This is a genomic window from Paenibacillus sp. NPDC058174, assembly GCF_042883865.1.
Lineage (GTDB): Bacteria > Bacillota > Bacilli > Paenibacillales > Paenibacillaceae > Pristimantibacillus.
Map to the genome: position 1 here is coordinate 407916 of NZ_JBHVUY010000002.1, position 25343 is coordinate 433258.

Annotated in this window: 27 protein-coding genes and 1 other annotated feature; of the genes, 23 read left to right on the plus strand and 4 right to left on the minus strand. The window is 52.7% G+C overall.

The window, feature by feature from the left end; translation table 11 throughout:
- The first annotated feature begins 6 nt into the window (after positions 1–6).
- The 18 genes from ACFVVF_RS13350 (at position 7) to ACFVVF_RS13435 (ending at position 16531) form a co-directional block, all read left to right on the plus strand.
- Complete coding sequence (locus tag ACFVVF_RS13350; protein ID WP_387809946.1) at positions 7–387, plus strand: hypothetical protein; 381 nt, start codon at positions 7–9, stop codon at positions 385–387.
- A gap of 30 nt (positions 388–417) precedes the next feature.
- Positions 418–846: an SRPBCC family protein gene (locus ACFVVF_RS13355; protein ID WP_387809949.1), complete on the plus strand. Its 429-nt coding sequence runs from the start codon at positions 418–420 to the stop codon at positions 844–846.
- Positions 833–1183 (plus strand): ArsR/SmtB family transcription factor, encoded by a 351-nt coding sequence (locus ACFVVF_RS13360; RefSeq protein ID WP_387809952.1) that lies wholly within the window; start codon positions 833–835, stop codon positions 1181–1183. Before ACFVVF_RS13355 ends, ACFVVF_RS13360 begins: the two co-directional genes overlap by 14 nt.
- A gap of 210 nt (positions 1184–1393) precedes the next feature.
- Positions 1394–2458: an undecaprenyldiphospho-muramoylpentapeptide beta-N-acetylglucosaminyltransferase gene (locus tag ACFVVF_RS13365; RefSeq protein WP_387811440.1), complete on the plus strand. Its 1065-nt coding sequence runs from the start codon at positions 1394–1396 to the stop codon at positions 2456–2458.
- A 177-nt stretch (positions 2459–2635) separates the two neighbouring features.
- Positions 2636–4033 (plus strand): threonine synthase, encoded by a 1398-nt coding sequence (thrC, locus tag ACFVVF_RS13370; RefSeq protein ID WP_387809955.1) that lies wholly within the window; start codon positions 2636–2638, stop codon positions 4031–4033.
- 170 nt (positions 4034–4203) lie between these two features.
- The gene (locus ACFVVF_RS13375) at positions 4204–4950 is read left to right on the plus strand and encodes an SDR family NAD(P)-dependent oxidoreductase (protein WP_387809958.1); all 747 of its coding nucleotides are present in this window, start codon (positions 4204–4206) and stop codon (positions 4948–4950) included.
- A 538-nt stretch (positions 4951–5488) separates the two neighbouring features.
- Positions 5489–5872, plus strand: a complete 384-nt coding sequence (locus ACFVVF_RS13380) for a hypothetical protein (protein ID WP_387809960.1) — start codon at positions 5489–5491, stop codon at positions 5870–5872.
- 439 nt (positions 5873–6311) lie between these two features.
- Positions 6312–7088: an ABC transporter ATP-binding protein gene (locus tag ACFVVF_RS13385; RefSeq protein ID WP_387809963.1), complete on the plus strand. Its 777-nt coding sequence runs from the start codon at positions 6312–6314 to the stop codon at positions 7086–7088.
- A 3-nt stretch (positions 7089–7091) separates the two neighbouring features.
- Positions 7092–7997: an ABC transporter permease gene (locus tag ACFVVF_RS13390; protein WP_387809966.1), complete on the plus strand. Its 906-nt coding sequence runs from the start codon at positions 7092–7094 to the stop codon at positions 7995–7997.
- A gap of 125 nt (positions 7998–8122) precedes the next feature.
- Positions 8123–9229 (plus strand): ABC transporter substrate-binding protein, encoded by a 1107-nt coding sequence (locus tag ACFVVF_RS13395; RefSeq protein ID WP_387809969.1) that lies wholly within the window; start codon positions 8123–8125, stop codon positions 9227–9229.
- A gap of 54 nt (positions 9230–9283) precedes the next feature.
- Positions 9284–10354 carry an LLM class flavin-dependent oxidoreductase gene (locus ACFVVF_RS13400; RefSeq protein ID WP_387809971.1) on the plus strand — a complete coding sequence of 357 codons (1071 nt, stop codon included), beginning with the start codon at positions 9284–9286 and terminating at the stop codon, positions 10352–10354.
- A complete protein-coding gene (locus tag ACFVVF_RS13405; protein WP_387809974.1) occupies positions 10354–10974 on the plus strand; it encodes a cysteine hydrolase family protein in 621 nt (206 codons plus the stop codon). The genes ACFVVF_RS13400 and ACFVVF_RS13405 overlap by 1 nt, the downstream gene beginning before the upstream one ends.
- A gap of 56 nt (positions 10975–11030) precedes the next feature.
- Positions 11031–12371, plus strand: coding sequence for a zinc-binding metallopeptidase family protein (locus tag ACFVVF_RS13410; RefSeq protein WP_387809977.1), 1341 nt, complete (start codon positions 11031–11033; stop codon positions 12369–12371).
- Positions 12372–12860 (plus strand): flavin reductase family protein, encoded by a 489-nt coding sequence (locus tag ACFVVF_RS13415; protein ID WP_387809980.1) that lies wholly within the window; start codon positions 12372–12374, stop codon positions 12858–12860.
- 4 nt (positions 12861–12864) lie between these two features.
- Positions 12865–13374 (plus strand): NADPH-dependent FMN reductase, encoded by a 510-nt coding sequence (locus tag ACFVVF_RS13420; RefSeq protein WP_387809982.1) that lies wholly within the window; start codon positions 12865–12867, stop codon positions 13372–13374.
- Between the two features lie 105 nt (positions 13375–13479).
- Complete coding sequence (locus ACFVVF_RS13425; protein ID WP_387809985.1) at positions 13480–14568, plus strand: TetR/AcrR family transcriptional regulator; 1089 nt, start codon at positions 13480–13482, stop codon at positions 14566–14568.
- A gap of 36 nt (positions 14569–14604) precedes the next feature.
- Positions 14605–16167, plus strand: a complete 1563-nt coding sequence (locus tag ACFVVF_RS13430; RefSeq protein WP_387809988.1) for an MFS transporter — start codon at positions 14605–14607, stop codon at positions 16165–16167.
- A gap of 118 nt (positions 16168–16285) precedes the next feature.
- On the plus strand, positions 16286–16531 hold the full coding sequence (locus tag ACFVVF_RS13435; RefSeq protein WP_387809991.1) for a hypothetical protein: 246 nt from the start codon (positions 16286–16288) through the stop codon (positions 16529–16531).
- 79 nt (positions 16532–16610) lie between these two features.
- On the opposite strand, the gene ACFVVF_RS13440 is transcribed toward ACFVVF_RS13435, so the two are convergent.
- Entirely contained in the window at positions 16611–17624 is a 1014-nt protein-coding gene (locus tag ACFVVF_RS13440) for an LLM class flavin-dependent oxidoreductase (protein WP_387809993.1), read from the minus strand.
- A 192-nt stretch (positions 17625–17816) separates the two neighbouring features.
- On the opposite strand from ACFVVF_RS13440, the gene ACFVVF_RS13445 reads away from it, so the two are divergent.
- Both ACFVVF_RS13445 and ACFVVF_RS13450 read left to right on the plus strand, forming a co-directional pair.
- Positions 17817–18095, plus strand: coding sequence for a hypothetical protein (locus ACFVVF_RS13445; protein ID WP_387809996.1), 279 nt, complete (start codon positions 17817–17819; stop codon positions 18093–18095).
- Positions 18096–18591: 496 nt separating this feature from the next.
- A complete protein-coding gene (locus ACFVVF_RS13450; RefSeq protein ID WP_387809999.1) occupies positions 18592–18786 on the plus strand; it encodes a hypothetical protein in 195 nt (64 codons plus the stop codon).
- Positions 18787–19449: 663 nt separating this feature from the next.
- Here ACFVVF_RS13450 and fabF read toward each other — a convergent pair.
- The gene (gene fabF / locus ACFVVF_RS13455; RefSeq protein ID WP_387810002.1) at positions 19450–20694 is read right to left on the minus strand and encodes a beta-ketoacyl-ACP synthase II; all 1245 of its coding nucleotides are present in this window, start codon (positions 20692–20694) and stop codon (positions 19450–19452) included.
- Positions 20695–20831: 137 nt separating this feature from the next.
- Here fabF and ACFVVF_RS13460 point away from each other — a divergent pair, with 137 nt between their 5' ends.
- Positions 20832–21674: a helix-turn-helix transcriptional regulator gene (locus ACFVVF_RS13460; RefSeq protein ID WP_387810005.1), complete on the plus strand. Its 843-nt coding sequence runs from the start codon at positions 20832–20834 to the stop codon at positions 21672–21674.
- A 116-nt stretch (positions 21675–21790) separates the two neighbouring features.
- A complete protein-coding gene (locus ACFVVF_RS13465; RefSeq protein ID WP_387810008.1) occupies positions 21791–22534 on the plus strand; it encodes an SDR family NAD(P)-dependent oxidoreductase in 744 nt (247 codons plus the stop codon).
- Positions 22535–22579: 45 nt separating this feature from the next.
- Here ACFVVF_RS13465 and argS read toward each other — a convergent pair whose 3' ends face one another.
- Positions 22580–24286 (minus strand): arginine--tRNA ligase, encoded by a 1707-nt coding sequence (gene argS, locus ACFVVF_RS13470; protein ID WP_387810011.1) that lies wholly within the window; start codon positions 24284–24286, stop codon positions 22580–22582.
- Positions 24287–24335: 49 nt separating this feature from the next.
- Positions 24336–24598, minus strand: a binding site (T-box leader).
- 212 nt (positions 24599–24810) lie between these two features.
- Positions 24811–24927 carry a sporulation protein YjcZ gene (locus ACFVVF_RS13475; RefSeq protein ID WP_081735345.1) on the minus strand — a complete coding sequence of 39 codons (117 nt, stop codon included), beginning with the start codon at positions 24925–24927 and terminating at the stop codon, positions 24811–24813.
- Positions 24928–25131: 204 nt separating this feature from the next.
- Here ACFVVF_RS13475 and ACFVVF_RS13480 point away from each other — a divergent pair.
- The coding region (locus ACFVVF_RS13480) for a hypothetical protein (RefSeq protein WP_387810014.1) at positions 25132–25343 on the plus strand (212 nt) is incomplete at its 3' end.

Here is a 25343-nt window from a genome sequence, read left to right on the forward strand (position 1 = left end):
TGATTCATGAACGAAGCTTTGGTGAAAAAAATGCATTATAAGCAAGGCAGTGCAGCTGTGCTTCATGCTCCGGAAGGATATGCTCTTGGCATCGAAAGCGGTGACGGGCAAGACGGGCCGTATGCATTCGTTCAGCTGTTCGTCAGCAGTCTGTCGAACGCGGCGGAGAAAATACCGCAAACGCTGCCCCTGCTGAGTGAAGATGCAGTTTTTTGGATCACTTACCCGAAGAAGGGGCCGAAAATCAAGCCTGATATCAATCGCGATACGCTGGCGGCACTTGTACAGGAAACAACAGCTTACCGGCCTGTCAGTAATGTAGCGGTGGACGAGCAATGGTCCGCGCTGCGTTTTCGGCTGAAGGATAAAGTGGAGTCCCTCAAATAAGGGAAGACAACATGAGGAGGAATATCGCAAATGAGTGAAGCAGCTAATCAATTGCCGGATATTCGGCAAACACTTGTATTAAAGGCGCCCATTGAGAAAGTATGGAAGGCTGTTGCGACGGCTGAAGGAATTGGGGCTTGGTTTATGCCGCCGGTCAATTTCGAGCCGGTTATCGGCCATGAATTCCAGCTTGAAGCCGGCCCGTTCGGCAAATCGCCGTGCAAGGTAACAGAGCTGGAGCCGCCGAACCTGCTCTCGTTCAACTGGGGCAAGGATTGGACGCTTTCCTTCCAACTGAAGGAGACGGGTGAGAAGGAAACGGAGTTTACGCTCGTACACAGCGGCTGGACGACGGATTCCGTCACCGAGTTCGGAGAAGCACACACGCTTGTCCGGGAGAGAATGTCCGGCGGCTGGGACAAGCTGGTATTGGCACTCCAGAAGTATGTCGAGGCTTAACGGGGCTGCCGAGCCGGCGCAAGATGTGTTCCAGGCAATTGCCGATCCGACACGGCGCAGTCTGCTGCAGCTGCTTGTCGATCAGGAGCTTCCGGTGAATGCAATCAGCGGTCATTATCCGATGAGCCGCACTGCCGTCTCCAAGCATTTGCGGATTTTGGCAGACGCGGGGCTGGTGAAGGAGCGGAAGGTCGGCCGGGAAACCCGGTACCGGCTGGATGCGGAGCCGCTGCGCGAGTTAAAGCGCTGGCTCGCTTATTACGAGCGCTTCTGGGAGAACAAGCTCGGAGCACTTAAACGGCTCGTGGAAGAGGATGAGGAGGGCGGCAAAGGTTAGGCTGTTGCGGCGGAAACCAATACCAGCCTCCTGCCTTGGCTTCGTCCAGCAATCTCAATTCGAAAAGGCAAAAATGGCGAAATAGCGTCGCATAGCGGCGATATTTCGCCATTTGCTATTTTTGACTGGAAATAGGCGAGCAGGCTGGCATACAATAGGGTAATAGTTAGGCTGAGCGAGGAGTGTAGGTGTGTGCACAAGAAAAAAATTATGTTTACAGGCGGCGGATCGGCGGGGCATGTGACGGTCAACCTGGCGCTCATTCCGCGTTTCGTGGAGGAAGGCTGGTCTGTCGATTACATAGGCTCGGAAGCGGGGATCGAGCGTCAGCTTATTGCTCCGCTTAAAGATGTCAAATACTACGGGATCGCAACAGGCAAGCTTCGGCGCTACCTGGATTGGCAAAATGTGAAGGACCCCTTCAAAGTCGTAAAGGGCGCCTTTCAAGCTTACCGGATTATTCGAAAAGAAAAGCCCGACGTCCTGTTCTCGAAGGGCGGCTTCGTGTCGGTGCCAGTCGTGCTGGGAGCCAAGCTGAACCGGGTTCCGGTGCTGATTCATGAATCGGATCTGACGCCGGGTCTGGCGAACCGGATTGCGATTCCGCTCGCAACGGGTGTCTGTACGACGTTTACGGAGACCGAGCAATATTTGCCGGCAGGAAAAGCCCGGTATGTCGGCGCGGTTATTCGCGAGCAATTGAAGCAGGGGAATGCATCGAAAGGCCGAGCTTTTTGCAGCTTTTCCTCAACGAAGCCGGTGCTGCTCATTATGGGCGGAAGCCTTGGCGCGCGCAAAATCAATCAAGCGGTCAGATCAGCACTTGGCCGGTTGACCGAACGGTTTCAGATCGTCCATCTTTGCGGGAAAGGGCAGGTAGAGCCGTCCCTGGAATCGCCCTATTACCGGCAATACGAATATATTAATGAAGAGCTGCCCGATGTGCTGGCGCTGGCCGATGTGGTAATCTCCCGGGCGGGCTCCAATTCGATCTTTGAATTTTTATATTTGCGCAAGCCGATGCTGTTAATTCCGCTGACAAAGGAGCAAAGCCGCGGCGACCAGCTGCTGAATGCGCGCTCGTTCCAACAGGCGGGCTTCAGCGACGTGCTGTTCGAGGAGCAGATGACGGCAGAGACGCTGACAAGCAGCGTGGAAGCACTGTACGCAAATCGCGACAAATATATCGAAAGAATGGAGCAGGACGAACGCAAGGATACGCTGTCGATGCTGTTCCAAATGATTAAAAATACGGCAAAGCCCGGCCGGAAATAAGGCAGCGCTACGCTGTACTTAGACATTTGGCTGCCTACGGAGACGGCTCCAGCTTAAGCGGGACAAATTACTGCTTGAGGTTGGAGCGGTCTTTTTCGTATAATGGGGGGAAGCATAGGCAAGGTTATTGCCTTATTTGGCAGGACATGTGCGTTAAATTGCAGGAGGGAATCGAACATGGAATATATCAGTACCCGGGGCAATGTCGGGAAAATCGGATTTATCGATGCGTTTTTGATGGGCTTGGGAGATGACGGAGGCTTGCTCGTGCCAAGCGAAATCCCTGCTATTTCCGCAGCAAAGCTGAAGGAATGGCAGAATCTCAGCTATCAAGAGCTGGTTCTTGAAATCTTTTCCTACTACACGAACGATGAAATTCCGCAAGAAGATCTGAAGAAGCTTGTCTATGACAGCTATTCGACGTTCCGCGATCCGGAGGTAACACCAGTGCGCAAGCTGAACGACAGCTTGTATTTGCTGGAGCTGTTCCACGGGCCGACCTTTGCGTTTAAAGATATCGCCCTGCAGTTTATGGGCCAGTTGTACACGTACGTATCCCGCAAGCAAAATAAAACGATCCACATCCTTGGCGCAACTTCCGGCGATACGGGGGCTTCGGCTATCGAAGGCGTACGCGGTAAAGAAGGTATAAAAATTGCCATCCTTCACCCGAACGGCAAAGTGAGCAAGGTACAGGAGCTGCAAATGACGACCGTTCAGGATTCGAACGTACTGAATCTGTCGGTGGAAGGCAACTTCGATGATTGCCAGCGCATCATTAAAGATCTGTTCGCTGATCTGGATTTCAAAGCGAATAACCATCTATGTGCGATCAATTCGATCAACTTTGTGCGCATCCTGGCGCAAACGGTTTATTACTTCTATGCCTACTTCCAAGTTGCTAAGCAGACGGGCAGCGAGCAGCCGCTTAACTTTAGCGTGCCGACGGGCAACTTCGGCGATATTTTTGCCGGTTACCTGGCGAAACGGATGGGGCTTCCAGTCAACAAACTTATTCTGGCAACGAATGAAAATAATATTTTAGAGCGTTTCATTCAAGAGGGCGTGTACAAGCCGGGCGGCTTCCGATCGACTTACAGCCCGTCGATGGATATTCAAGTTGCCAGCAACTTCGAGCGCTACCTGTATTATGGATTGGACGAAAATCCGGCGCAAATCCGCGAGCTGATGGACGGCTTCAAACGTGATGGCGAAATTGTCATTCCAGCGGATGCACTTGCCCGCGTACAAGCGGAGTTTGCTGCTCACGGCGTGCAAGGACAGGAATGTCTGGATACGATTTCGAAATACAAAGCGGAAACCGGCTATCTGCTTGATCCGCATTCCGCATGCGGTGTAGCGGCTTCCGACGTGCGCAGCGGCGCACAGGAAGTAACAGTATCGCTTGCGACGGCACATCCTGCGAAATTCAACGAAGCGATTGCGCTTTGCGGCATTGAGCAGCAGTTCCCGGAGCAAATCGAAGCGTTGTTCAGTAAGCCTCAGCGTCAGACGCAAGTGGACGGCTCAGCGGAAGAAATCGTGCGCGAGCTGGTTCAATTTTATAACGCGTAAAATATAGGGGAACTCCCGGATAGAACCTTCAGACCGTCGTTTATGGCGAGTCTGGAGGTTTTTTTGTACATGGATGCCGCATTCGTGATGAAATTGCATAACTGGGACTGCGGACTGTACAATTTAAGGCATATAGATCAGCTATTCATACATGGAGGAGGGGCAGGAGGATGAAATATTCAAGCAGCATCGTCCTTGTAACAGGAACTGGACAAGGCATCGGGCGGGCAATTGCACTTGCTTACGCTGCCCTAGGAGCGAAGGTGGTTGCGGTTGATCGTAACGATGAAGCTGTCCAGCAAATCGTACGCGACATTCAGGAGGCAGGAGGAGAGGCCGTCTCGTATACCGTCGACCTGAGCCGCCCTGAGGAGATTGAAGCTATGTTTGCTGATGTGCGCCGACAGTTCGGAAGGCTTGATGTACTCATTAACAACGCGGGGCTTTCCTACTGGAAATCGCCATATGATATAACGCTGGAGGAATGGGATTACGTGCTCCATACGAACTTGCGCGGCACATTCCTGTGTGCGAGGGAAGCGGCCAAAATAATGCGGGAGCATGGCGGCGGGGCAATCGTCAATATGGCTTCGACCCGCGCAATAATGTCCGAGCCGAATTCCGAGGCGTACGCCGCTTCGAAAGGCGGCATCGTATCGCTGTCGCATGCGCTCGCCGTATCGTTCGCAGCGGATCGCATTCGCGTCAATACGATAAGCCCGGGCTGGATCGAGAACGGGGATTATTCAGCGCTTCGCGAGCAGGACCATGCGCAGCATCCTTCGATGCGGGTCGGACGGCCTGATGATATCGTGCGCGCATGCTTCTATCTGACCGATCCGGGCAATGATTTTGTCAACGGCATTAACTTGGTCGTAGACGGCGGAATGACGCGTAAAATGATTTATGAGGAGTAGGAGTAGGAGTAGGAGTAGGAGTAGGAGTAGGAGTAGGAGTAGGAGTAGGACAGGGTTCGCGAAGCCGGTCATTTGGTGTAACGAGCGAGCGGGGTGCAGGTGATGTGCTGATCCTGTGGATTTCTCACAGAGAGGTTTGACATCCGACGTGTGACCAAGCACCGCGCACCGGGAGGTGCGCGCGGTGCCATTGCGATGCATAGAGCATAGAGCATAGAGCATAGAGCATAGAGCATAGAGCATAGAGCATAGAGCATAGAGCATAGAGCATAGAGCATAGAGCATAGAGCATAGAGCGGCTTTCTGCCTCCAGCGAAGCTGGTTCGCTAAATAGCGAAGAGTGGTTCGCTGATTAGCTCGTACAGAAGGGTAATTCAGCGGGGGCGCCTATATAGCGAACTCATCTTCGCTTTCCGTGAACTAAGGTTCATGAGTAACGAAAATAAGTTCGCTATAGACGGGGCATGCCCAATTTGCTTCTTATATAACGAAACTAGCTTCGTTATATAGCGAAGCTGCTTCGCAAACATCCCGGAAATTGACACAAGCAGAAGGATGCTGCAAGTATTGCAACACTTCTAAAGTTGGATATAACCGCATACGCCTCGCAAACTCCTACAGCAGCACATCAACACTAAAACCACCACTCAAATTCATTATAGCGAAGCAGCACCGCCGCATAGCCCTGTCTAAAAATGCAGCATTACCGTGGATGCTTCTCATACCCGCTATAGAAGCATATATCTGCAAACCCGCTAATGTAGAGAAAGCGGCAAAGTCCTCAAAACCATTAAAGCAGAAGTCACCCTTAAATGCCTCGTACAATCGTTCAAGCGGCGCCCCGCAGCATACACACTTCAACGATCAGCAAACACTTCCCAGCCCTGAACAAAGTAAAGGAAACATCATAAACACCTTTTAACTCTCCAAGACTGGAAGGTTGCCATAAGTGTATCGTTGTAATCCAGCTAAAGTAAGCACCATCCCTTTCGCAAATCTCTTCCACATACATTACATGAAAGTGCCTATGCCGAGTGCAGGTGCTTTATTTGTCGTATACCCCAAATGATTCCCATTCAAGCCGCTCTCATTGTAGTAGAGCTGCTGTTTAAGGCTGCTGAAATGATCTTCGCATTTTAATTATCTAACATATAAATTACTTTAATAGTTATCTATATGTTAGATATACTTGAATTTTTCTTAAACTAATTAAATTTTGTGTCAATTAAATTGACATATAAAAAGAGCCCATGCTAGTATACGGTCAAGAAGTTAATTAAACAGTTAATAAGCATTAACCAACTATTTAATTAACCGTTTAAACCGATCTTTTACTACAACGACAAGAGTGGTGATCCTGATTGTCTTACATCAAAGTGGAAAAGGTATACAAACGATTTATTCGTCGGGGACAGCAGACGGAGGCGCTTCGGGACATCAATCTTGAATTGGAGCAAGGCACGTTCGTTAGCCTGATTGGCCCTAGTGGCTGCGGCAAATCAACGCTCTTGCGTATTATTGGAGGCTTGACCGATTCCTCTGAGGGAATCGTATCCGTTGGAGGCCAGACCCCGCAGCAGGCGCAGTCGGATAAGCAGTTCGGCTTCGTGCCGCAAGCGGCGGCGCTATTCCCTTGGCGGACGGTGCTGCAAAATATGAATTTGCCGTTTGAAGTAAACAAGAAGGCAGGGGCTGTCTCAACAACCGAGCGCGAGGATCCGGTAGAGCTGCTGAAGTCAGTAGGCTTGGGAGATTTCGTTCATGCTTATGCCAAAGAGCTCTCGGGCGGCATGCAGCAGCGGGTCGGCATTGCCCGTGCTTTCGGATCGGGAGCGCCGATTCTGCTTATGGATGAGCCGTTCTCTGCATTAGATGAGATTACGCGTGAAATGCTGAGCTACCAGTTGCTCGATATTTGGGAGACGCATAAGAAGACCGTTATTTTCGTGACACACAGTTTGCGTGAAGCCGTGCTGCTCTCCGATAAAGTCGTCGTCATGTCGAGCAGGCCAGGGCGAATATCGCAGATTATCGATATCGATCTTCCCCGTCCCCGGAGGGCGGAGATGGAAGATTCGGATGAGTTTCATCATTATATCAGCCTCGTTAGAGGACAGCTTCGGGAAAGGTGGGGATGACAGATGAGCGAGAGTATTTTGAAAAATACCAATGAGAACGGACCGGATACGCAATCCATGCTTGCTGCCGTGCGCAAGGAGGGCCCCCCGAAAAGAGAGGCTGCGAGAAGCCTATGGCCATCCGGTGCACAGCGGTTGAAAAACTGGCTGGCTAACTCCGCAGTCATGCCGCCGCTGCTCGCATTTGCAGGCCTGTTCATTTTATGGGAACTGCTGGTCCGGGTGCTCGGCATCGAAGCGATCACACTGCCTGCTCCGTCATCCGTATTGAAGGAGCTGGCAACATCATTTGTTTTCTACTTGCCGCATGCGTGGGTTACTTTGTACGAAGCGGTGATCGGCTTCCTGCTCGGAACGCTTGTCGCGTTCATCGGCGGCGTGCTGATGGCACATTCGAGGCTGCTGGAGAGAACGCTTTTGCCCATAGCGGTATTGGCGAATGTGACCCCCGTCGTCGCGATTGCCCCGTTGTTCATCATCTGGTTCGGGTTTGGCGCGCTGCCGAAAATACTTATTTCAGCGATTATTACGTTCTTCCCGATGCTGGTTAACTCTATTATGGGCTTCCGATCGGTGGACGAGAACAACCATGAATATATGCGGTCGCTGCATGCCAGCAAATGGGAGATTTTCATGAAGCTGCGACTGCCGAACAGCTTACCGTATCTGTTCTCGGCGGCTAGAACCTGCGTCAGCCTTAGTGTTATCGGAGCCGTCGTCGGCGAGTGGAGCGGGTCGACCCAAGGGCTTGGCAACATCGTCATGATGGCAAGCAATTACATGCAGATGCAGCGTATGTTTGCAGCTATTCTCATGCTGGCGATTATGGGCATCGCCCTCGTCAACCTCGTTCGGTTCATTGAACGGAGAGTGCTGTCCTGGCATGTATCGGAACAAAAGCAAGGCTGATTGCCAGCGCAGCAAGAAGCGAGCAATCAAGCGCGGCGCGTATCGAAGTTCCCTTAGCGCAGTGCAAGCAATCATTCCGTTGTGTTTTTAGCAAAAAAACATAGAGATGAGTGGAGGTCTTTACGATGAAAAGAAAGATTTCGTGGATGTTACTGATTGCATGCTTAATGGTAGTGGCCGCGGGCTGCGGGCAGAAAGAGAACACGCCTGCCGCAAGTCCAACTGCCAGCGCAGGTACGAATAATGGCGGGAACGGGGCTTCGATCGATTGGGAAGCGCGCAAGGCGGAAAATAAGAAGGCCGGGAAAATCACCTATGTTACTGGCTATTACTATGCCGCTTCCCCTCCCGATATTGAAGCTGTGATGGCAGACGAGCTTGGCTATTTCAAAGAGCTGGGCCTGGATGTCGAGATTATGCCGGGACTGGATTCGGAAGGCATGAAATTTCTGGCAGCCGGGCAAGCTCAGCTGGCAAGTGCAGGCGTACCAAGCCTTGTCATTCAATCCGTAGCGAATGGCGCTCCGATTAAAGGAGTAGCGACATTTGGCGCAACGGGAACAAGCGCAATTATGGTTATGGATGATTCAGGCATTAAAGAACCGAAGGATCTGGAGGGCAAAACGCTGGGCTTTCATGGCGCGCTTCCGGCTAACATTTCGGCGATGTTCGAGAAGTCGGGCGTCGATCCGCTGAAGGTAAAAGGAGTATCGGTCGGTTATGATCCGACTGTGCTGAGCCAAGGCAAGGTCGATGCGCTGACGGTGTACAAATCGAATGAGCCTTACATTATGGAGCAGGCGGGTAAAAAAGTAAGATTGATCGATCCCGGCCAATTTGGTGCCGAGACCTCCTTTGGCGTTATTGCCGCCAACAATGATTTTGCGAAAAAGCATCCGGGCGCGGTAGAGGATTTCCTTCGTGCCGTCTCCAAGGCGCATGACTACGCGGTGGCTAATCCCGACGAGGCGCTGAAGGTGCTGCAAGGCCGTTCCCAATCGACGTATGATTTGAAGGCGGAGACGAACCGCTGGAAGGTTGAGCGGGAGATCGTGGAGACTTCACGTCTGAAAGGGAAAGGCGTCGCCGTCCAAACGAGCGAGCAATGGCAGCGGGAGATCGACATGCTGTCCGCCTCCAAGGTAATTACCAAAAAGATAAGCGCCAGTGATGTAATGGACAATTTGTTTATTGAAAGTATTTATAACGGTGAAACGCTGATTTGGCCATAATCTTTAATCCGGTTCTCTTGATACGACTACTAAATTCATTGGAGTGAAGAAGATATGACGACAGCTATTAATTATAACGAGATTGATTTTGGCGTATTCCTGCCGGTTACGAACGGCGGATGGATCATTTCCGAAACCTCCCCGCGGCTGGACGGCAGCTATGAGCTGAACCGCAGCGCAGCAATTATTGCTGAGGAGAACGGCCTCGATTTCATTATGTCGATGGCAAAATGGAAGGGCTACGGCGGTACGACTGACCATTGGGGCACTTCGCTGGAATCGATGACGATGATGGCTGGTCTCGCTGAAGCAACCTCCCGCGTAAAAATTTATGCGACGGTTCATACGCTGCTGTTCAACCCTGCGGTAGCGGCCAAAATGTTCGCGACGCTGGATCAGATCAGTAATGGACGCGTCGGCATGAACGTCGTCTCCGGCTCTTATGCCGGTGAGTTTTCACAAATGGGCATGTGGCCGGAGCACCTCGATCATGATCAACGCTATGATCTGGCACGGGAATGGATGCAGGCTGTCAAGCGCCTGTGGAGCGAGGATTCGGTCACTCACGAAGGCGAATATTTCAAGCTGAACGACTGTACGTCCAATCCGAAGCCGCGGCAAAAGCCGCGTCCTGAGATCATCTGTGCAGGACAGTCTGAGAAGGGGATGGGCTTCACTATTGAGGAAGGCGATGCCTGCTTTATCGGCGGACGCGATCTGGAGGAGCTGGCAGCCGTCAGCCGCCGCGCGAAGGAAATGGCGGCTGAGCGGAACAAGACGATCAAAACGTATGCGATGTTCTCCATCGTGCCTGAGGAAACCGATGAACTGGCTGATGAGCGGATGAAGCAGTATCAGGAAGGCGCGGATATCGGAGCGATTAAAGGCATGCTGAGAAGCTATGGCCTGGAGCCGGACGGCCGCGAGAATTCGATGGTCGCGCGTGCCAAAAGCGCATTTATGTGCGAGACGATCTCCGGAAGCTTGGAGACGATTGTGGCAAGAATTCGCGAAATTATAGAAGTGACAGGCATTGACGGCATGATGCTGACGTTCCCGGATTATATTGAGGATCTTGCTTACTTCGGCAAGCAAGTGCTGCCTGCATTAAGAGGTACGAAGTAATGGACAGCACTGTGCCAAAGGGGCAAACGGCGCTGCTGATCGTGGATGTTCAGAACGACTTTTGCGCAGCGGACGGCAAGATGGCGGGCTTCGGCGTGGATTTATCCACGATCGATCCCGCAGTCGACCGCATTGAACGGCTGGCCACATCCGCGCGGCGCAGCGGCGTTCCGGTCATCTTTATCCGGCTCGTGACGATGCCGGAGACCGATTCGAAAGCGCTGCTGGCCTTATATGCGCGGCAGGGCATCGGCCCGGAGGGAGCGGCTGTATGCCGTAAAGATACCGCAGGGGCAGATTACTACCGAGTATTTCCGCAGCCTGGCGACCGGATTGTGGATAAGCAGCGCTACAGCGGTTTTGCAGACACGAATCTGCAGTTGATGCTGTCGGCTGCGGGTATCGTAAGTCTTGTCGTAACGGGCGTGACAACCGAATGCTGTGTCGACTCGACGGTGAGAGACGGCTTCATGCGTGATTACGAAGTATTCGTCGCATCCGATGCATGTGCTGCCTATGAGCCCGATCTGCATGAAGCGTCGCTGAAGTCATTAGGCTTGAACTTTGCGACGCTGCTGACGACGGAAGAGGTACTGGCAGGCTGGGAAAAGGCAGACTAGAGCAATAAACGATGTGATTCAAATGTTAAATGTTGAATGGGATGGAGAGGGCTTATATGAATAATTCGCAGCAGCAGAACGATTTATCGCGGCTCACTTTGGAAGAGGCTGCTGATGTCATTCGAAGCCATGTCGACCGGGAGGAATTGACGGCCCTTATACTGGAGCTTTGCAATATTCCAAGTCCGGCCGGATTTGAGAAGGCGGCTGGCGATTACGTCTACGAATGGATGCAAAACGAAGGCTTCACTCCCAAGCGAGTAGGTATGGTCGAAGACCGCTTCAACGTCATCGGTAAAATCGGCGGCGATAGGCCGGGCGAAGGCAAAAACCTGTTGTTCACGAGCCATCTGGATACCGAGGGCCCTCAATACAATTGGCGGGACAGCTGGAAGTACCGGCCTGGCTCCGTTGAACGCCCGGAATGGCTCGAGGCGCGGCTGGAGAACGGTGTGTTCTCCGGCCGTCCCGTTGAGAATGACCGGGGCCCGATGGCCTGCTTCCTCATGGCGGCCAAAGCGCTCAAGAAAGCAGGGTTGCCGCTGGCTGGATCGCTTTACTTGACCGCTTGTCCCGCTGAGATCGGCCCGGAGCATGTGGAGGAATTTCAGGGCCCGATCTATCATGGCAAAGAAATCGGCGCGCAATATATGATGACGCATGGCGGGGTTGCTCCCGATTATGCAATTGCGGCGGAAGGGACGGATTTCGGCATCTCTTGGCTGTCCTGCGGCCATGTCAATTTCCGCATCGACCTTTATGGCGAAGATGTATTTACGCCTCTGCTGGAGCATCCGCCTTTGCTTCGAGACCACCCCAGTCCGCTCGTCATGGTCGCTCCGCTAATCGAAGCGATACAGCAATGGGCTGTCGTCTACGAGAAGGAGAACACGTATCATGCACCGGGAGGCACAGCCGTACCGAAGGTGCAAATCGCAGCGATCCGGGGCGGCGACCCGCATCTAATGGGCAGCGGGAGCGAAGTATGTGCCGTCTATTTGGAAGTGAATTTGACGCCCCGGCAATCGGTGGCCGACGTTCAGCGGCAGCTTGAAAAGGTGCTCTTTCAAGAAGGCTTCGAAGGAAAAATCGAGCCGATCGTTTACCGTCAAGGCTTTGAGGCGGATGCGGAGCAGGTGCAGCCGTTGAAAGCAGCCATCGGTACGGCGAGTACAGCCGCTGGCAGAGGCGAGACGGAGATCGCCCATCCGATCTATTCCAGCATGTGGCGGGATCATAATGTGTTCAATATGTACCATATACCGGCCGTAACGTACGGACCAAGCCGTTTTCGCCCGACCGTGGACGATATGGTTGATGCGGCTGTTGCCTACGCGGTTACCGCATGGCAAATTTGCAATCAGACACACCCTAATCCCGGCAAGGAGGCCGACTAAATGGATGCGATGAATTGGAGAAGCACAATGGGCAAGTTTGCAACGGGAGTAACGGTTATTACGACGGTGGATGAAGCGGGAAATCCGCTTGGCATGACGGCCAATGCGTTCACTTCACTGTCGCTCGACCCGCCGATGGTATTGATTTGCGTCGATAACAAGAGCGATACGCTGACGAAGCTGCTCGCTTCTGGCAAATATGGCGTGAATATTTTGGCCGGCAATCAGGAGACGTTATCCCGCGCATTTGCTAGAAAAGGCGGCTCGGAGAAATTCGAAGGTATTGCTTATTCAACGGGGGAGACAGGCGTCCCGGTTCTCTCCGGCTGTCTGGTCAGCGTGGAATGTATCGTGAAGGAAGCGGTGCAGGGCGGCGATCATATGATTTTGCTGGGCGAGAGCGTGCGCATCCATGAGGAAGCGGACGCGACGGAGCCGCTGCTATTTTACAAGGGAAAATACGAAAAATTGAATGGCATAGGAGCATAATCACTTGCAAATTACAGCGATTGTAGGAAATCCGAAACCGTTATCGAAAACGTATCATATCGCCGTGGAAGCCGTGTCGCAGCTTTCGGTTCTGGCATCGGAGCAAGGCCGCTCCGCGGAGCAGCTGGTCATTGATTTGGCCGATTATGCCGGCGCCTTGGTACAGTGGGGAAATCCTCAGGCGGGCAAGCTGGTTGAACTGGCAGCGGGTGCGGACATTCTGCTATTCGTGAGTCCTACCTATAAAGCAACTTACACCGGGCTTCTGAAGCTGTTCGCAGATCAGATTCCCCAGAATGGATTGGCAGGAAAAATAGCAGTGCCGGTTATGGTAGGGGGGTCGCCCCATCACAGCTTGGCAGTTGAGCATGCCATGAGGCCTTTGCTGGTTGAAATGGGTGCAAGCTGTCCAACTCAAGGCTTGTATGTGCTGGACTCGCAATTCGATGAGCTGCCGTCTGTCGTAGCCGGCTGGATTGAACGGTCGCGCTGCGGATTATCCCGGGTGCTGTAGCCGCTCCGCTCCTTTCCTTAGAGGAAACGGGATTCCGCGGATGGCCAGCAGCAGGGAGATACAGCCGTGCGGGATAGCCGTTAAATAAGGAATGGAGGAGCGCTATTGTCGCAATTGATCGGTACAGAAGAAGGAAAAACGACGGTGCAGGAACGGATTCTAAATGCGGCCGAGGAGCTGTTCGCCAGGAACAGCTTTGCCGGCACGCGGATTAGCGAAATTGCCTTGAAGGCGGAAGTCAATCAGGCGATGATTCATTATTATTTTGACTCGAAGGAAAAGCTTTATCAGGAGGTGCTGGCGCGGCTGTTTCAGCATTGGGAGCAGTACGTGCGGTCGATCTCGTGGGACGGCCTGGAGCCGGAATCTATCATCCGGGAATATATTAAAGTGCATTATGAGCTCAAGTGCCAGATGCCGAACCTGTACAAAATTTTTCATTGGGAGGCGCTGGAGGGCGGGGAGCTGTTCAATAAATATGCATCCTCCACCTGGGTCGAGGATTTTCTCGACAAGACGCAGCTGTTCAAGGAGTGGAAGCAGGCTGGCATCGTAGATGCGAATGTGAATGAGACGATATTGCTCTTTTCGCTCTGGGGCATGATGAATCAGTTCTACTATCGCGATCACAATAATTTGACGATGATTGTTGGCAGAGACGGTTCGACCGAGCAATTGCAGGCGGAGATCGTGGAGCAAATGGTCCAGCTTACGCTGCGCGGTGTGCTGGTGAAGCATCAGCAGCCCCGCGCTTCGGGAAGCGGCGAGGCGGTGAAGAATGTCGCCGTTCTGCTGCCGGAAGCAGCGGAGACGATCGAGAACGCGGAAGCGATGAAGCTGCTGGATAAGATGATGGCATTGCCGGACTGGGAAGTGAAGACGACAGCTGATGCTGGGCAGGCGCTTGAGGATTGCCGCAATGGAGCAAGCTTGTTTGTATTCGCTTCCACGAAGTATGGCGAGGTGCCGCAGCCGATCGTTCAGCTGCTGTACGGACTTGAACAGGACACAGCTTCAGTAGCCGACCGGTTTGTCGGTCTGTGGGTCATCCGGGACAATCCGGCGTCCGAATCGCTTCAGCGAACGCTGGAGGAAGCCTTCAACCGGCTGGGCGCATTTGCGGTGGCAAGGGTATCCGGGCAATCGCAGAGAGACTACATGAAACGTTGTGCCAAATGGATCGGCAAAGGCTAGAAGCCGCTAAAGCGCAGCAGGAACAGGTGATGGAACATGACAACGGAATCGGATAAGCTTTCGAAATCCCGTCTTAATTGGATGATGGGAGCGCTTTTGGTAACTATATTTTTGACCCAGCTGGACCAGACAATCGTCTCGACGGCGCTGCCGACCATTGTCTCCAAGCTGCAGGGCTTTGAGCATATGTCATGGGTGTTTACGGTCTATATGCTGGCTTCGACCGTCATGATGCCGATCGCAGGCAAGCTGTCGGATTTGTACGGCCGCAAAATCTTTTTCATGCTTGGACTGTTATTGTTCATGGGCGGCTCTGCTTTGTGCGGAGTGGCGGGGAGCATGCTGCAGCTGGTGCTTTACCGGGGCATTCAAGGGATCGGTGCGGGCTTTCTGCTGCCGGTTACGTTCACGCTCGTCTTTTCGATTATGCCAAAAGAGCGGGCGGGCATCTATCAGACGCTGTATATGGGCGTATTTGCCCTTTCCTCGGTCGTCGGGCCGGCGCTTGGCGCGGTCATAACGGCATTTTTGGACTGGCGGTGGATTTTTTTCATCAACCTGCCTTTTGGCATCGCGATCTTTTTTGTCATGAATCGGCTGTTGTCCGGCGTGAAGCCGAATGCCGGGGTGAAGCCCTCCGTCGATTGGGCGGGAGCTGCGCTCTTGTCGGTCTCCACGCTGGCTCTCTTGCTTGGACTCAAGATGGGCGGTGAGGAATACGGCTGGCAATCGGTCCGGGTCATTTCACTGCTTGCTCTCGGTGCTGCTGCTGCCGTATGCTTCACGGTTGTACAGCTCCGGGCGAAGGAGCCGATTTTGCCGTTTGAGCTGTTCCGCAGCAAAGTGATATCTGGTACGCTAATGGCAACCTTTGTTCAAGGTATCATGATGTACGGCGCGCTCGTCTACATTCCTTTGTTCGTACAAGGAAGTCTGGGCGGTGACGTTGGCGATTCCGGCGGCGCACTGACCCCGCTTATGTTCTGCGTGATGATAGGGGCAACCTTCAGCAGCTCGCTTATTAAAAGATGGAGCTGGCGCTTTAATATCGCGCTCTCGATGCTTTTTACCGGAGCCGGCCTTCTAATGGTCATCTATATGCCGTATGACGTGAACCCTTGGCTTATGCGCTTGATTATGGCGCTGATCGGCATTGGCATCGGCATCATGATGATGGTCGGGCAGATGGCGGTCAGCATGAGCGCCGATGAACAGATTAAAGGAGTGGCAACCTCAACGGTCGGATTTTCCCGCTCGATCGGCGGTGTGTTTGGCACGGCGGTGCTGACCTCGATCGTCAATAGCCGTCTGTCCGCCCTCTTGATGGAAAAGGCGGGGCAATTGGAGCTTTCCCCGGACGGGGTGGAACGACTGGCAGATCCGCAGGCGCTGCTGCAGGCCGATTCCGGCTTGCCTGCCGAGACGCTGCAGCTTCTGCGTGCCACACTTGGCGAGTCCGTGCAGTTTGGCTTCTGGTTTCTCGTTGCGGCAGCTGTGCTTGGCATAGCCGCTGCAGTATGGATGGGCTCGGCAAGGTTTGAAGCCGGGCGGAGCAGCGTACAAAAGCCGGAGAAGCTCGCAGGTTCGCATATGCTGTAGGCGGTTTGCTTTTGGGATGGTGTAAAAATTTTTTTCTAGGGTTTGTTATTTTTTGCAGCCCCGTGTCGTCTTCCTTATAGCAGAGTTATTTAGCGCTTATGGAGAGGCGGCGGCGACGGTGGGATTGGAGCAGAAACGTAAAATAGACAAGTTAAGAGAGCTGGAGATAATCGGCTATCGGCTGTGCTACGGCCTGCTTCAATCCGAGCGGCTTGCGCATGAAGCGGCAAAGGAGCTGCTGCTCCGTTTGTTCCGGGACAGCCGTATCTTTGCAGGCGCTGCTGCGGGCTGCGAGGCAAAGCTGCTTCGGCGGGAGGCAACGGAGGTATGCCGCCGTTATATGAGCCGGGCGGCTGGGCAATAATCTAATCATCCTCCCATGGGAAAATAGGAAACCCTGCATCACGCGCCTGGGCGGCGAGCGATGCAGGGTTTTATGTTGTTTATTGATAGGCGGAAAGCTCAAACGCTTCTGCTATCAGCCGATAAGATTTCACTCTGGCCTCGAAATTATGGATCGAGCTCATGACAAGCACTTCGTCTGCCTGGTATTGCTCAGCCAGACGGAGCAGGCCAGCCTTTACTTGATCGGGCGTGCCGATAATACGGCGTTCGCGCGCCCTGTTGATCCGGTACAAATCACTCTCCGTATACGGGTAGTCTAGTGCCGTCTGAACCGAAGGGAAAGCATGCTGATCCACACCATTCTCCAGCAGCAGGAAGAATAGATCGGTGCTCAGCGCAAGCTGGTTTGCTTCTTCCTCGGTGTCCGCGCAAATAGCGAGCGCAGCGACCATCGATTTCGGGCGGTCATTAGACGGGGAAGGCTGGAAATGCTCCTGATAATGCTTCATCGCCGTTTCGCCGCCCGGCGTGCCGAAAAACTGGGCGAATGCGAAGGCGGTGCCGAGCTGGGCTGCGATTCTCGCACTCTCGAAGCTGGAACCGAGCAGCCATACTTCCGGCGGCTGTGTGATGGAAGGAGCAGCATGCAGGCCGGAGAAAGGATGGCCCTCCGGCAGCTTGCCGTTCAAATAGCCGACGAAGTCCATAATCTGCTGCGGATATTTGTTAATGTCGACGAACTTATTTTCTTGCAGCGCTCTCGTCGCTAGCGGCATACCGCCAGGTGCGCGGCCGAAGCCGGCATCGATCCGGCCGGGATACAGCGCTGCCAGCAGCTTAAAGTTTTCAGCGAGTTTGTAAGCACTATAATGAGGGAGCATGACGCCACCTGAGCCTAGGCGGATTCGTTCCGTCGCATTCGCCAGATGAGCGATCAATATTTCCGGAGTGGAGAAGGAAAGCATTTTGCCGGCATGATGCTCGGAGATCCAATAGCGGCTGTAGCCCAGCTTTTCGACTTCCTGAGCCAGTCTCGTCGTATCGGCAAGCGCATCAGCGGCTTGCTGGCCTTCCCCGATATGAGATTGATCCAATATACCTAATTTGATCATGATCAAGCACCTCCTATGATGAAAAACTGCTAACTGTTATTTTTTTAGATACATTTATTATTATACCGATAGTGGACTGGAAACATCAACCGGGCGTGTCGGAGGGCTCAAAATCAGCGCAAATATTGACTTGGGGCGTTATTAAGGGTATTATTACACAATCGTGAATAATGAACAGTAAGGGTGAAAATCTTGAATTCGAAACTGCAAATTAAGAATGTAACCTTGGCGGACAAAGACTTGAAATCCGGTTTGTTCCAGTACATTATGACGCTTGGCGACGGTTCCAGAGCGCGGTTGTTCTACAGCAGCACTCCAGAGTGGAAACTGACTGGCGTTACCCGCATGTTGAATGTGCCTTGCCCGCTTTGCCGGAAGGACTACTACTGCGGATGCTTCGAGAAAAACGCGGATTTGTTTGAACGTCAAATCACCGATCAAGACCTGATCCCGGCTTCGCTGAGAGGCTAATTGTCACTTTAGACGCTTAACGGCAGAAACGGCTCCGTCCCGATGGACGAAGCCGTTTCTTTTTTTTTTGTGCGGCGGTTCGGTGTAAGGGCGAGGGTCAGTTAGCGAAGCTGCTTCGCAAAATAGCGAAGAAAAATTCGCTGTATGGGCTTGCTGGGCAGCTGAATGTGGATTAGCGAAGCTGCTTCGCAAAATAACGAAGCAAAGTTCGCTGTATGGGCTTTTGCTGGCAGCTGAATGTGGATTAGCGAAGCTGCTTCGCAAAATAACGAAGCAAAATTCGCTGCATGAGCTTGCTGGGCATCTGAATGCTGGTTAGCGAAGCTGCTTTCGCTACTCGCGAACCTAGGTTCACGAGTAGCGAAAATAGGTTCGCTCTGCAAATAAGATTAGCTGCAGCAGCGTTCTATAGCGAAATTGCCTTCGTTAAATAGCGAAGGCGGCTCGTTACAGAAGAGAGTTGAAAGAAGTGGTGAAGGTGCAGACAGTTGGTTAAATGCCTAGCGAAGCAGCTTCGCAAAATAACGAAGTAAAATTCGCTGTTTGGGTTAAAACAGGCAGGGATTTACTCATTTGCGAAGCTGCTTTTGCTACTCGCGAACCTGGGTTCATGGTTAGCGAAAATAGGTTCGCACTGCAAATAAGATTAGCTGCAGCAGCGTTCTACTGCGAAATTGCCTTCGTTAAATAGCGAAGGTGGTTCGTTACAGAAGAGAGTTGAAATAAATGGTGAAGGTGCAGACATTGGGTTAAAAGCCTAGCGAAGCAGCTTCGCAAATTAACGAAGTAAAATTCGTTGTTTAGGTTGAAAAAGGCAGGGATTTACTCATTTGCGAAGCTGCTTTCGCTACTCGTGAACCTGGGTTCATGGTTAGCGAAAATAGGTTCGCTCTGCAAATAAGATTAGCTGCAGCAGCGTTCTGCAGCGAAATCGCCTTCGTTAAATAGCGAAGGCGATTCGTTACAGAAGAGAGTTGAAAGAAATGGTGAAGGTGCAGAAATTGGGTTAAAAGCCTAGCGAAACAGCTTCGCAAATTAACGAAGTAAAATTCGTTGTTTGGGTTGAAAAAGGCAGGGATTTACTCATTTGCGAAGCTGTTTTCGCTACTCGCGAACCTAGGTTCACGGTTAGCGAAAGTAGCTTCGCTCTGCTAATAAGATTAGCTGCAGCAGCGTTCTACAGCGAAATCGTCTTCGTTAAATAGCGAAGGCGATTCGTTGCAGAGGTGTTCGTAAGGTAAGTTGAATGTACAGACAAAATGCAAGTGCAAGTGCAACTACCGCGAATGTGTAAGCACATAGGCACTTTTACTTCTACAGTCGCGATAGTTGCCTCTTGAGTTCATCTGTCCCGTTAGGAAGTGAATTTTTTCAGCACGATAACGGCGTTATGGCCGCCGAAGCCAAATGAGTTGGAAAGCCCAATCGTCAATTCAGCTTCACGTGCTACGCCCGGGACATAGTCCAGATCGCAATAAGGATCCGCTTCCTCCAAATTAATCGTCGGCGGGATGAGGTTATGCTGCATCGACTTGACGAGTGCAACAGCTTCTGCGGCACTAGAAGCGCCGAGAAGATGGCCCGTCATCGATTTGTTGGCGGTGACGGGAATCCGGTAAGCATGCTCGCCGAACAGTTTTTTGATCGCTGCAGTCTCGGATTTGTCCCCGACAACAGTGCTCGTTGCGTGAGCGCTTATGACGTCCACTTCGTCAGGACGGATGCCTGCGTCGGCAAGGGCAGCGCGCATCGCCTGATAGGCGCCGATTCCTTCGGGATGAGTCGCGACCATATGATAAGCGTCGGAGCTGGCACCGTAGCCAATCACTTCAGCATAAATATGAGCGTTGCGCTTTTGGGCGTGAGAGAGAGACTCCAGAATCAGAATGCCTGCACCTTCCGCCATAACGAAGCCGTCACGGCCTGCGTCGAAAGGACGGCTGGCATGAGCGGGATCATCATTGCGCGTAGAAAGTGCCGTCGCATTGCTAAAGCTGGCAAGCGAAATATCAACAACGGCAGCCTCCGTGCCGCCTGCGATTACCGCGTCGGCTCCGCCAAGGCGAATGAGCCTTGCCGCCTCCCCGATCGAAGTATTGCCGATGGAGCATGCCGTTACCGGCGAGAGTGTAGGACCCATTGCGCCGTATTTGATGCTGATCATTGCAGCAGCCATGTTGGAGATCATGAGCGGCACCAGCGTCGGGCTTACCCGCTCTGGTCCGCGTCCGCGAAGAACATCGGACTGATCGAGCAGCGTCTGAATGCCCCCGACACCTGAGCCGACGTAAACGCCAAGGCGCTCATAATCGAGAGGCGAATCAGGCGCTCCCAAGCCGGAATCCTTCCATGCCTGCTCAGTTGCGGCCAGTGCCAGCTGGCAGAAACGGTCCATTTTCCGCGCTTCTTTTTTGCCAAACACAGCCTCCGCATCGAAGTCTCGCACGAGACCCGCAATTTGCGATTTATGCCGGGATACGTCGAACGTATCAATTTTTGTAATGCCCGACTCGCCTTTCCGCAGTCCTTCCCAGAAGCGATCTACTGTATTGCCAAGGGGGGAGAGCACTCCCATGCCCGTAATGACGACTCTTTCCATCTATATTCCTCCTTCAAATCATCCAAGCTGACTCATTCTTAGATGCTATCTTGTCATGTTTGATATCCTATTACAAGTTGTAGATTATAATAGTATAATGACTACTAGGATAAAGTATGTAAGGGTGGGATCAGCAAATGAATCAGCAAACGAGACTTCAGGCGTTATCCGCCTTTTTGAAGCAGCAGCGATCCAAAATCGCACCAGAGTCGGTTGGACTGGCGGCAGGAACCCGCCGGAGAACCCCTGGTTTGCGCCGGGAGGAGGTCGCTCAACTGGCCGGGGTAAGTACTACTTGGTACACCTGGCTGGAACAGGGACGGGATATCCGGGTGTCGGCATCCGTGCTGGATTGCGTGGCAAGCGCCTTGCAGCTTAGCGTCGATGAACGCAAATATTTATTCGCGCTGGCTCTGGAGACGGGCGGACAAGCGGTTCCATTGGAGGGGCAGGCACAACCCGAGATCAGCCCATCGCTGAAGCGGATTTTGCATGAGCTGCGCAATTGTCCGACGATCATCACCGACCGCAGGCATGATATTGTCGGCTGGAACGAGGCCGCCGCCCATGTCTTTCTCGATTTCGAACGGATTCCGCCCGATCAGCGCAATATGCTCCGGCTGCTGTTTACCCGTAAGGAGCTGCAGCGTCTCGCTGTGAACTGGGAGCATTTTACGAGCGGCTTCCTTGCGATCTTCAGAGCCTACTACGGGCAATACGTGGAGGACGACTGGTATGAGCGGTTTCTGGAGGAAATGAAGACGGCACATCCGGACTTTGAACGGCTTTGGAGGCAAAGTGAAGTGAAGTCGGCACCGGAGGTGCTGATTGAGTTCCGTCATGCGAAGGCGGGCAAAATGCTGTTTCATCTTACTTCGCTGCAGGTACAGGGAAGCGCGGATTTGCGCTGCAGCATTTATACGCCTGCCCCGGAGTCTTCCACAGAGTTTAAGCTGAGACAGCTGATGGAAAAGCAGTAGCTTTTGAAAAAGCAGCTTACAGCACATATAGTAATATGTTCCCTCTCCGAGTATTTATTGCATCGTCTGGACATAATCTGACAGGTGTAACTATAGGTTCTGGAGGCGGGGCAAACGTGAGATTAAAGGATAAAGTAGCCATTATTACAGGTGGAGCGAGCGGCATCGGCGCGGAAACCGTCAAGCTGTTTGTAAAGGAAGGCGCGAAGGCGGTCATTGCTGATTTTTCCGATCAGGGACAACAGCTGGCGGAAGAGCTGAACGGCGCTGGACATGATGCGCTGTTCGTCAAAACAGACGTAACGAAGAGTGACGACATACAGAGGATGGTAGAGGAGACGGTTCGCAAATACGGCCGTATCGATATTTTATTCGCCAATGCGGGTATCGCGAAGGATGCGCCTGGTCATGAGCTAAGCCCGGAGGCTTGGCAGCGCACGGTGGATATTAATCTTACAGGTGTTTTTCTCAGCGACAAGTATGTGATTGAGCAGATGTTAAAACAGGGCACCGGCGGCGCTATCGTTAATTGCGGCTCCATCCACAGCCATGTGGGCAAAGGCTCGGTAACGGCTTATGCAGCGGCCAAGGGCGGCGTGAAGCTGCTTACGCAGACGCTTGGCATCGATTATGCGTCCAAGGGCATCCGCGTCAACGCGGTATGTCCAGGCTATATCGACACGCCTCTGCTGGCAGGCATGAACGATGCAATCAGGCAGCATTTGATCAGCCTTCATCCCATTGGCCGGCTCGGAAAGCCGGAGGAGATCGCCAAAGCGGTATTGTTTCTGGCGAGCGAGGATGCCTCCTTCGTCACCGGGACTACTTTGCTTGTTGATGGCGGTTATACGGCTCAATAAACTTTGGTGCAGCGGGAGGCCTTCGAGAGGCCTCCCGCTTTCCATTTAAATTTCAGCCGGCGTGCGGATGCCGAGCAGATGCAAACCTTCCTCCAGGCAGGCTCCAGCTGCTTTTACTAGCTCGAGCTTAGCGGTTCTTTCGGCGTTGTTTTCCGTAAAAATCCGCTGATGGCGGTAAAAACGGTTAAAAGCCTGCGCGCACTCGATCAAATATCTTGCGAGCACAGAAGGCTCGCTGCGCTCGGCCGCTTGTACCAGCGCCTCAGGATAAGCGATAAGGTGCTTGAACAGCTGCCAGCTATAATCATCTGCAGCTTCTTGGAATGAATACGCTGCGGCTTCCGCCGCCTGCTGCTGTCCGTACTCAAGCTCGGCACGTGACAGCAGACGCTGGATTCTGGCGTAGGCGTATTGAACATACGGGCCAGTCTCGCCTTCGAAATTGACCGTGTCCGCCAGGTTAAAGTCGACGTTCAATATACGGGAATGAAGCAGATCGGCGAATACGACTGCACCGATGCCAATAGCTTCCGCAACGTCCCGCTTATCGGCCAAATCCGGATTTTTTTCCTCGATTTTTTGCAGCGCATGCTGTACCGCCTCATCGAGCACCTCTTCCAGAAATACGACTTTTCCTTTGCGCGTGGACATCTTTTGCCCATTCATCCGCATCAAGCCAAACGGTACATGCTGCAGCTGCTTCGCCCAAGGCTTGCCCATCCGCTCCAGTACCAGCGCAATTTGGCGGAAATGCAGCGTTTGCTCGGAGCCTACGACATAGAGCAGCCTGTCGCCGCCCATCACATCGTGCCGATACAAGGCGGTAGCCAGATCACGGGTTGCATAAATCGAAGAGCCGTCAGATTTGCGGATCATGCATGGCGGCAGTCCTTCTTCATCCAGCCGAACGACCATCGCACCGTCGCTTTCCTCCAGCAATCCCAGCCGTTCCAGTTCTTCTGCGACAGCGTCCATTTTATCGTTGTAAAAGCTTTCCCCCAGCACATGGTCGAAGCGGACGCCTAGCCTGTCGTACAGCCGCTGAAACTCCTTCTTGCTGTCGGTAATGAACTTATTCCAGTAATTCAGCGCGGTCTCGTCGCCGGCTTCCAGCTTGGCAAACCATTCTCTCGCTTGCAGCTCTAATTCAGGGCGGCTTTCGGATTCCTGATGAAATTTTACATACAGAGACAAGTACGCTTTGATCGGATCGGCAGCAATTGCCGCATCATCGCCCCACTCCAAGTAAGCGACGATTTGCTTGCCGAATTGCGTGCCCCAATCGCCCAAGTGATTGACGTTGACCGTATCGTACCCGACCTTGCTCAAAATATGGTATAAAGCGTTGCCGATCATCGTCGACCGCAAATGGCCGATGCCAAACGGCTTCGCAATGTTCGGGGAGGACATATCGATGATGACTCGCTTGCCTTGTCCGATGTCAGGTGCTGCCGTAAATCCGGCTCCGTTCCGGCTGCCCGACATATATTGCTCCATTACGAGCGAACGATTCAGCTTAAAATTCAAATACGGGCCGGCTGCTTCAGCTTCCCAGTAATCGCTCGCCAGCTTGGGCGCCCACTCGGCAGCGATTTGCTGCGGGCTCAGCTTGAGCTTCCGGGACAAAATAAAACAAGGAAGCGCCAAGTCGCCATGAGCTTCATGTGCAGGCACCTCAAGCGCCTGAAAAATTTCCTCTTCACTAAGCGGCAGACTGGATGCCAGTTGTTGTGCAATACGTTTTTTTAACAATGGGAACGACCTCCTGTACGGTAAAATGAACGCATAAAAACCCCGTCTCAGAAGAGACGGGGTTAAATTCCCGCGGTACCACTCTAATTGTCCGAATGATGCATTTGCTGGCAGCATCATAGGGGCATCTCGCCGTTGTAACGGTACTGAACCGGGCTAGCCTACGACAGTGACGCTGCGAATTAACGCTGCGCTCGTATTCGGCAAGCCATCTCCCGGGTCCGCTTCATCCATTCGGTCATAACCGGCTCCCACCATCCCGGCTCGCTTGATATGACAGGAGCAGACTACTGTCCCGTTCGTCGACATTCGCTATTCAGGTAATGTCAGCTATCATAATGAAAAATGACGGAAAAGTCAAACGATTTTATAAACAGTGGACGAACAAAAGACCCTCCGCAGGGTCTTTTGTAATTTGGAATAGTCAATGGAAGCGTATAAGCGTTTATAGGTTTGGCGTGCGATAGCGGGTCGTTTTTCTGTATGAGCTGGTGCAATCACTAGGGCAAATGGAAGGGATTAACTTAGCAGCCTTTGTTCCAGCCGCCCAAACCGCAGCTGCAAGCGATAATCACCAAGAGGATGAAGAGAACCAGAATAACTCCCGTGTTCGAAAAAGCACCACCTACGTAACCGGACATTTTGAAATGCACCTCCTCACGTATTGAGTACACTATAAGATATGCATGCCTGTCACAATTGGCGTGGGTGTTTGTCGGGGAGCGAATGAATCGCGGGTATTTGTTGATGCGTGAGAGGTGGGAGGGGGGAGAAAGTGAGGGAGATAGACCGGCAGGAAAAGGGTCAGCTATATGCAGGAGTGCTGTATCTTCTCTAAAAAGTGGTTGTGCGTAGGGTGCGAGGCATGGCTATGGCATGCAGCGAAGCACCTTCGCAAAATAGCGAAGGCAATTTCGCTGGAGGGAGCCGACGAACTCAAGGATGGAGCGATAGCGAAGCGCCTTCGCAAAATAGCGAAGGCGATTTCGCTGGAGGGAGCTGGCGAACTCAAGGATGGAGCGATAGCGAAGCAAATTTCGCTATCCGTGAACGCAGG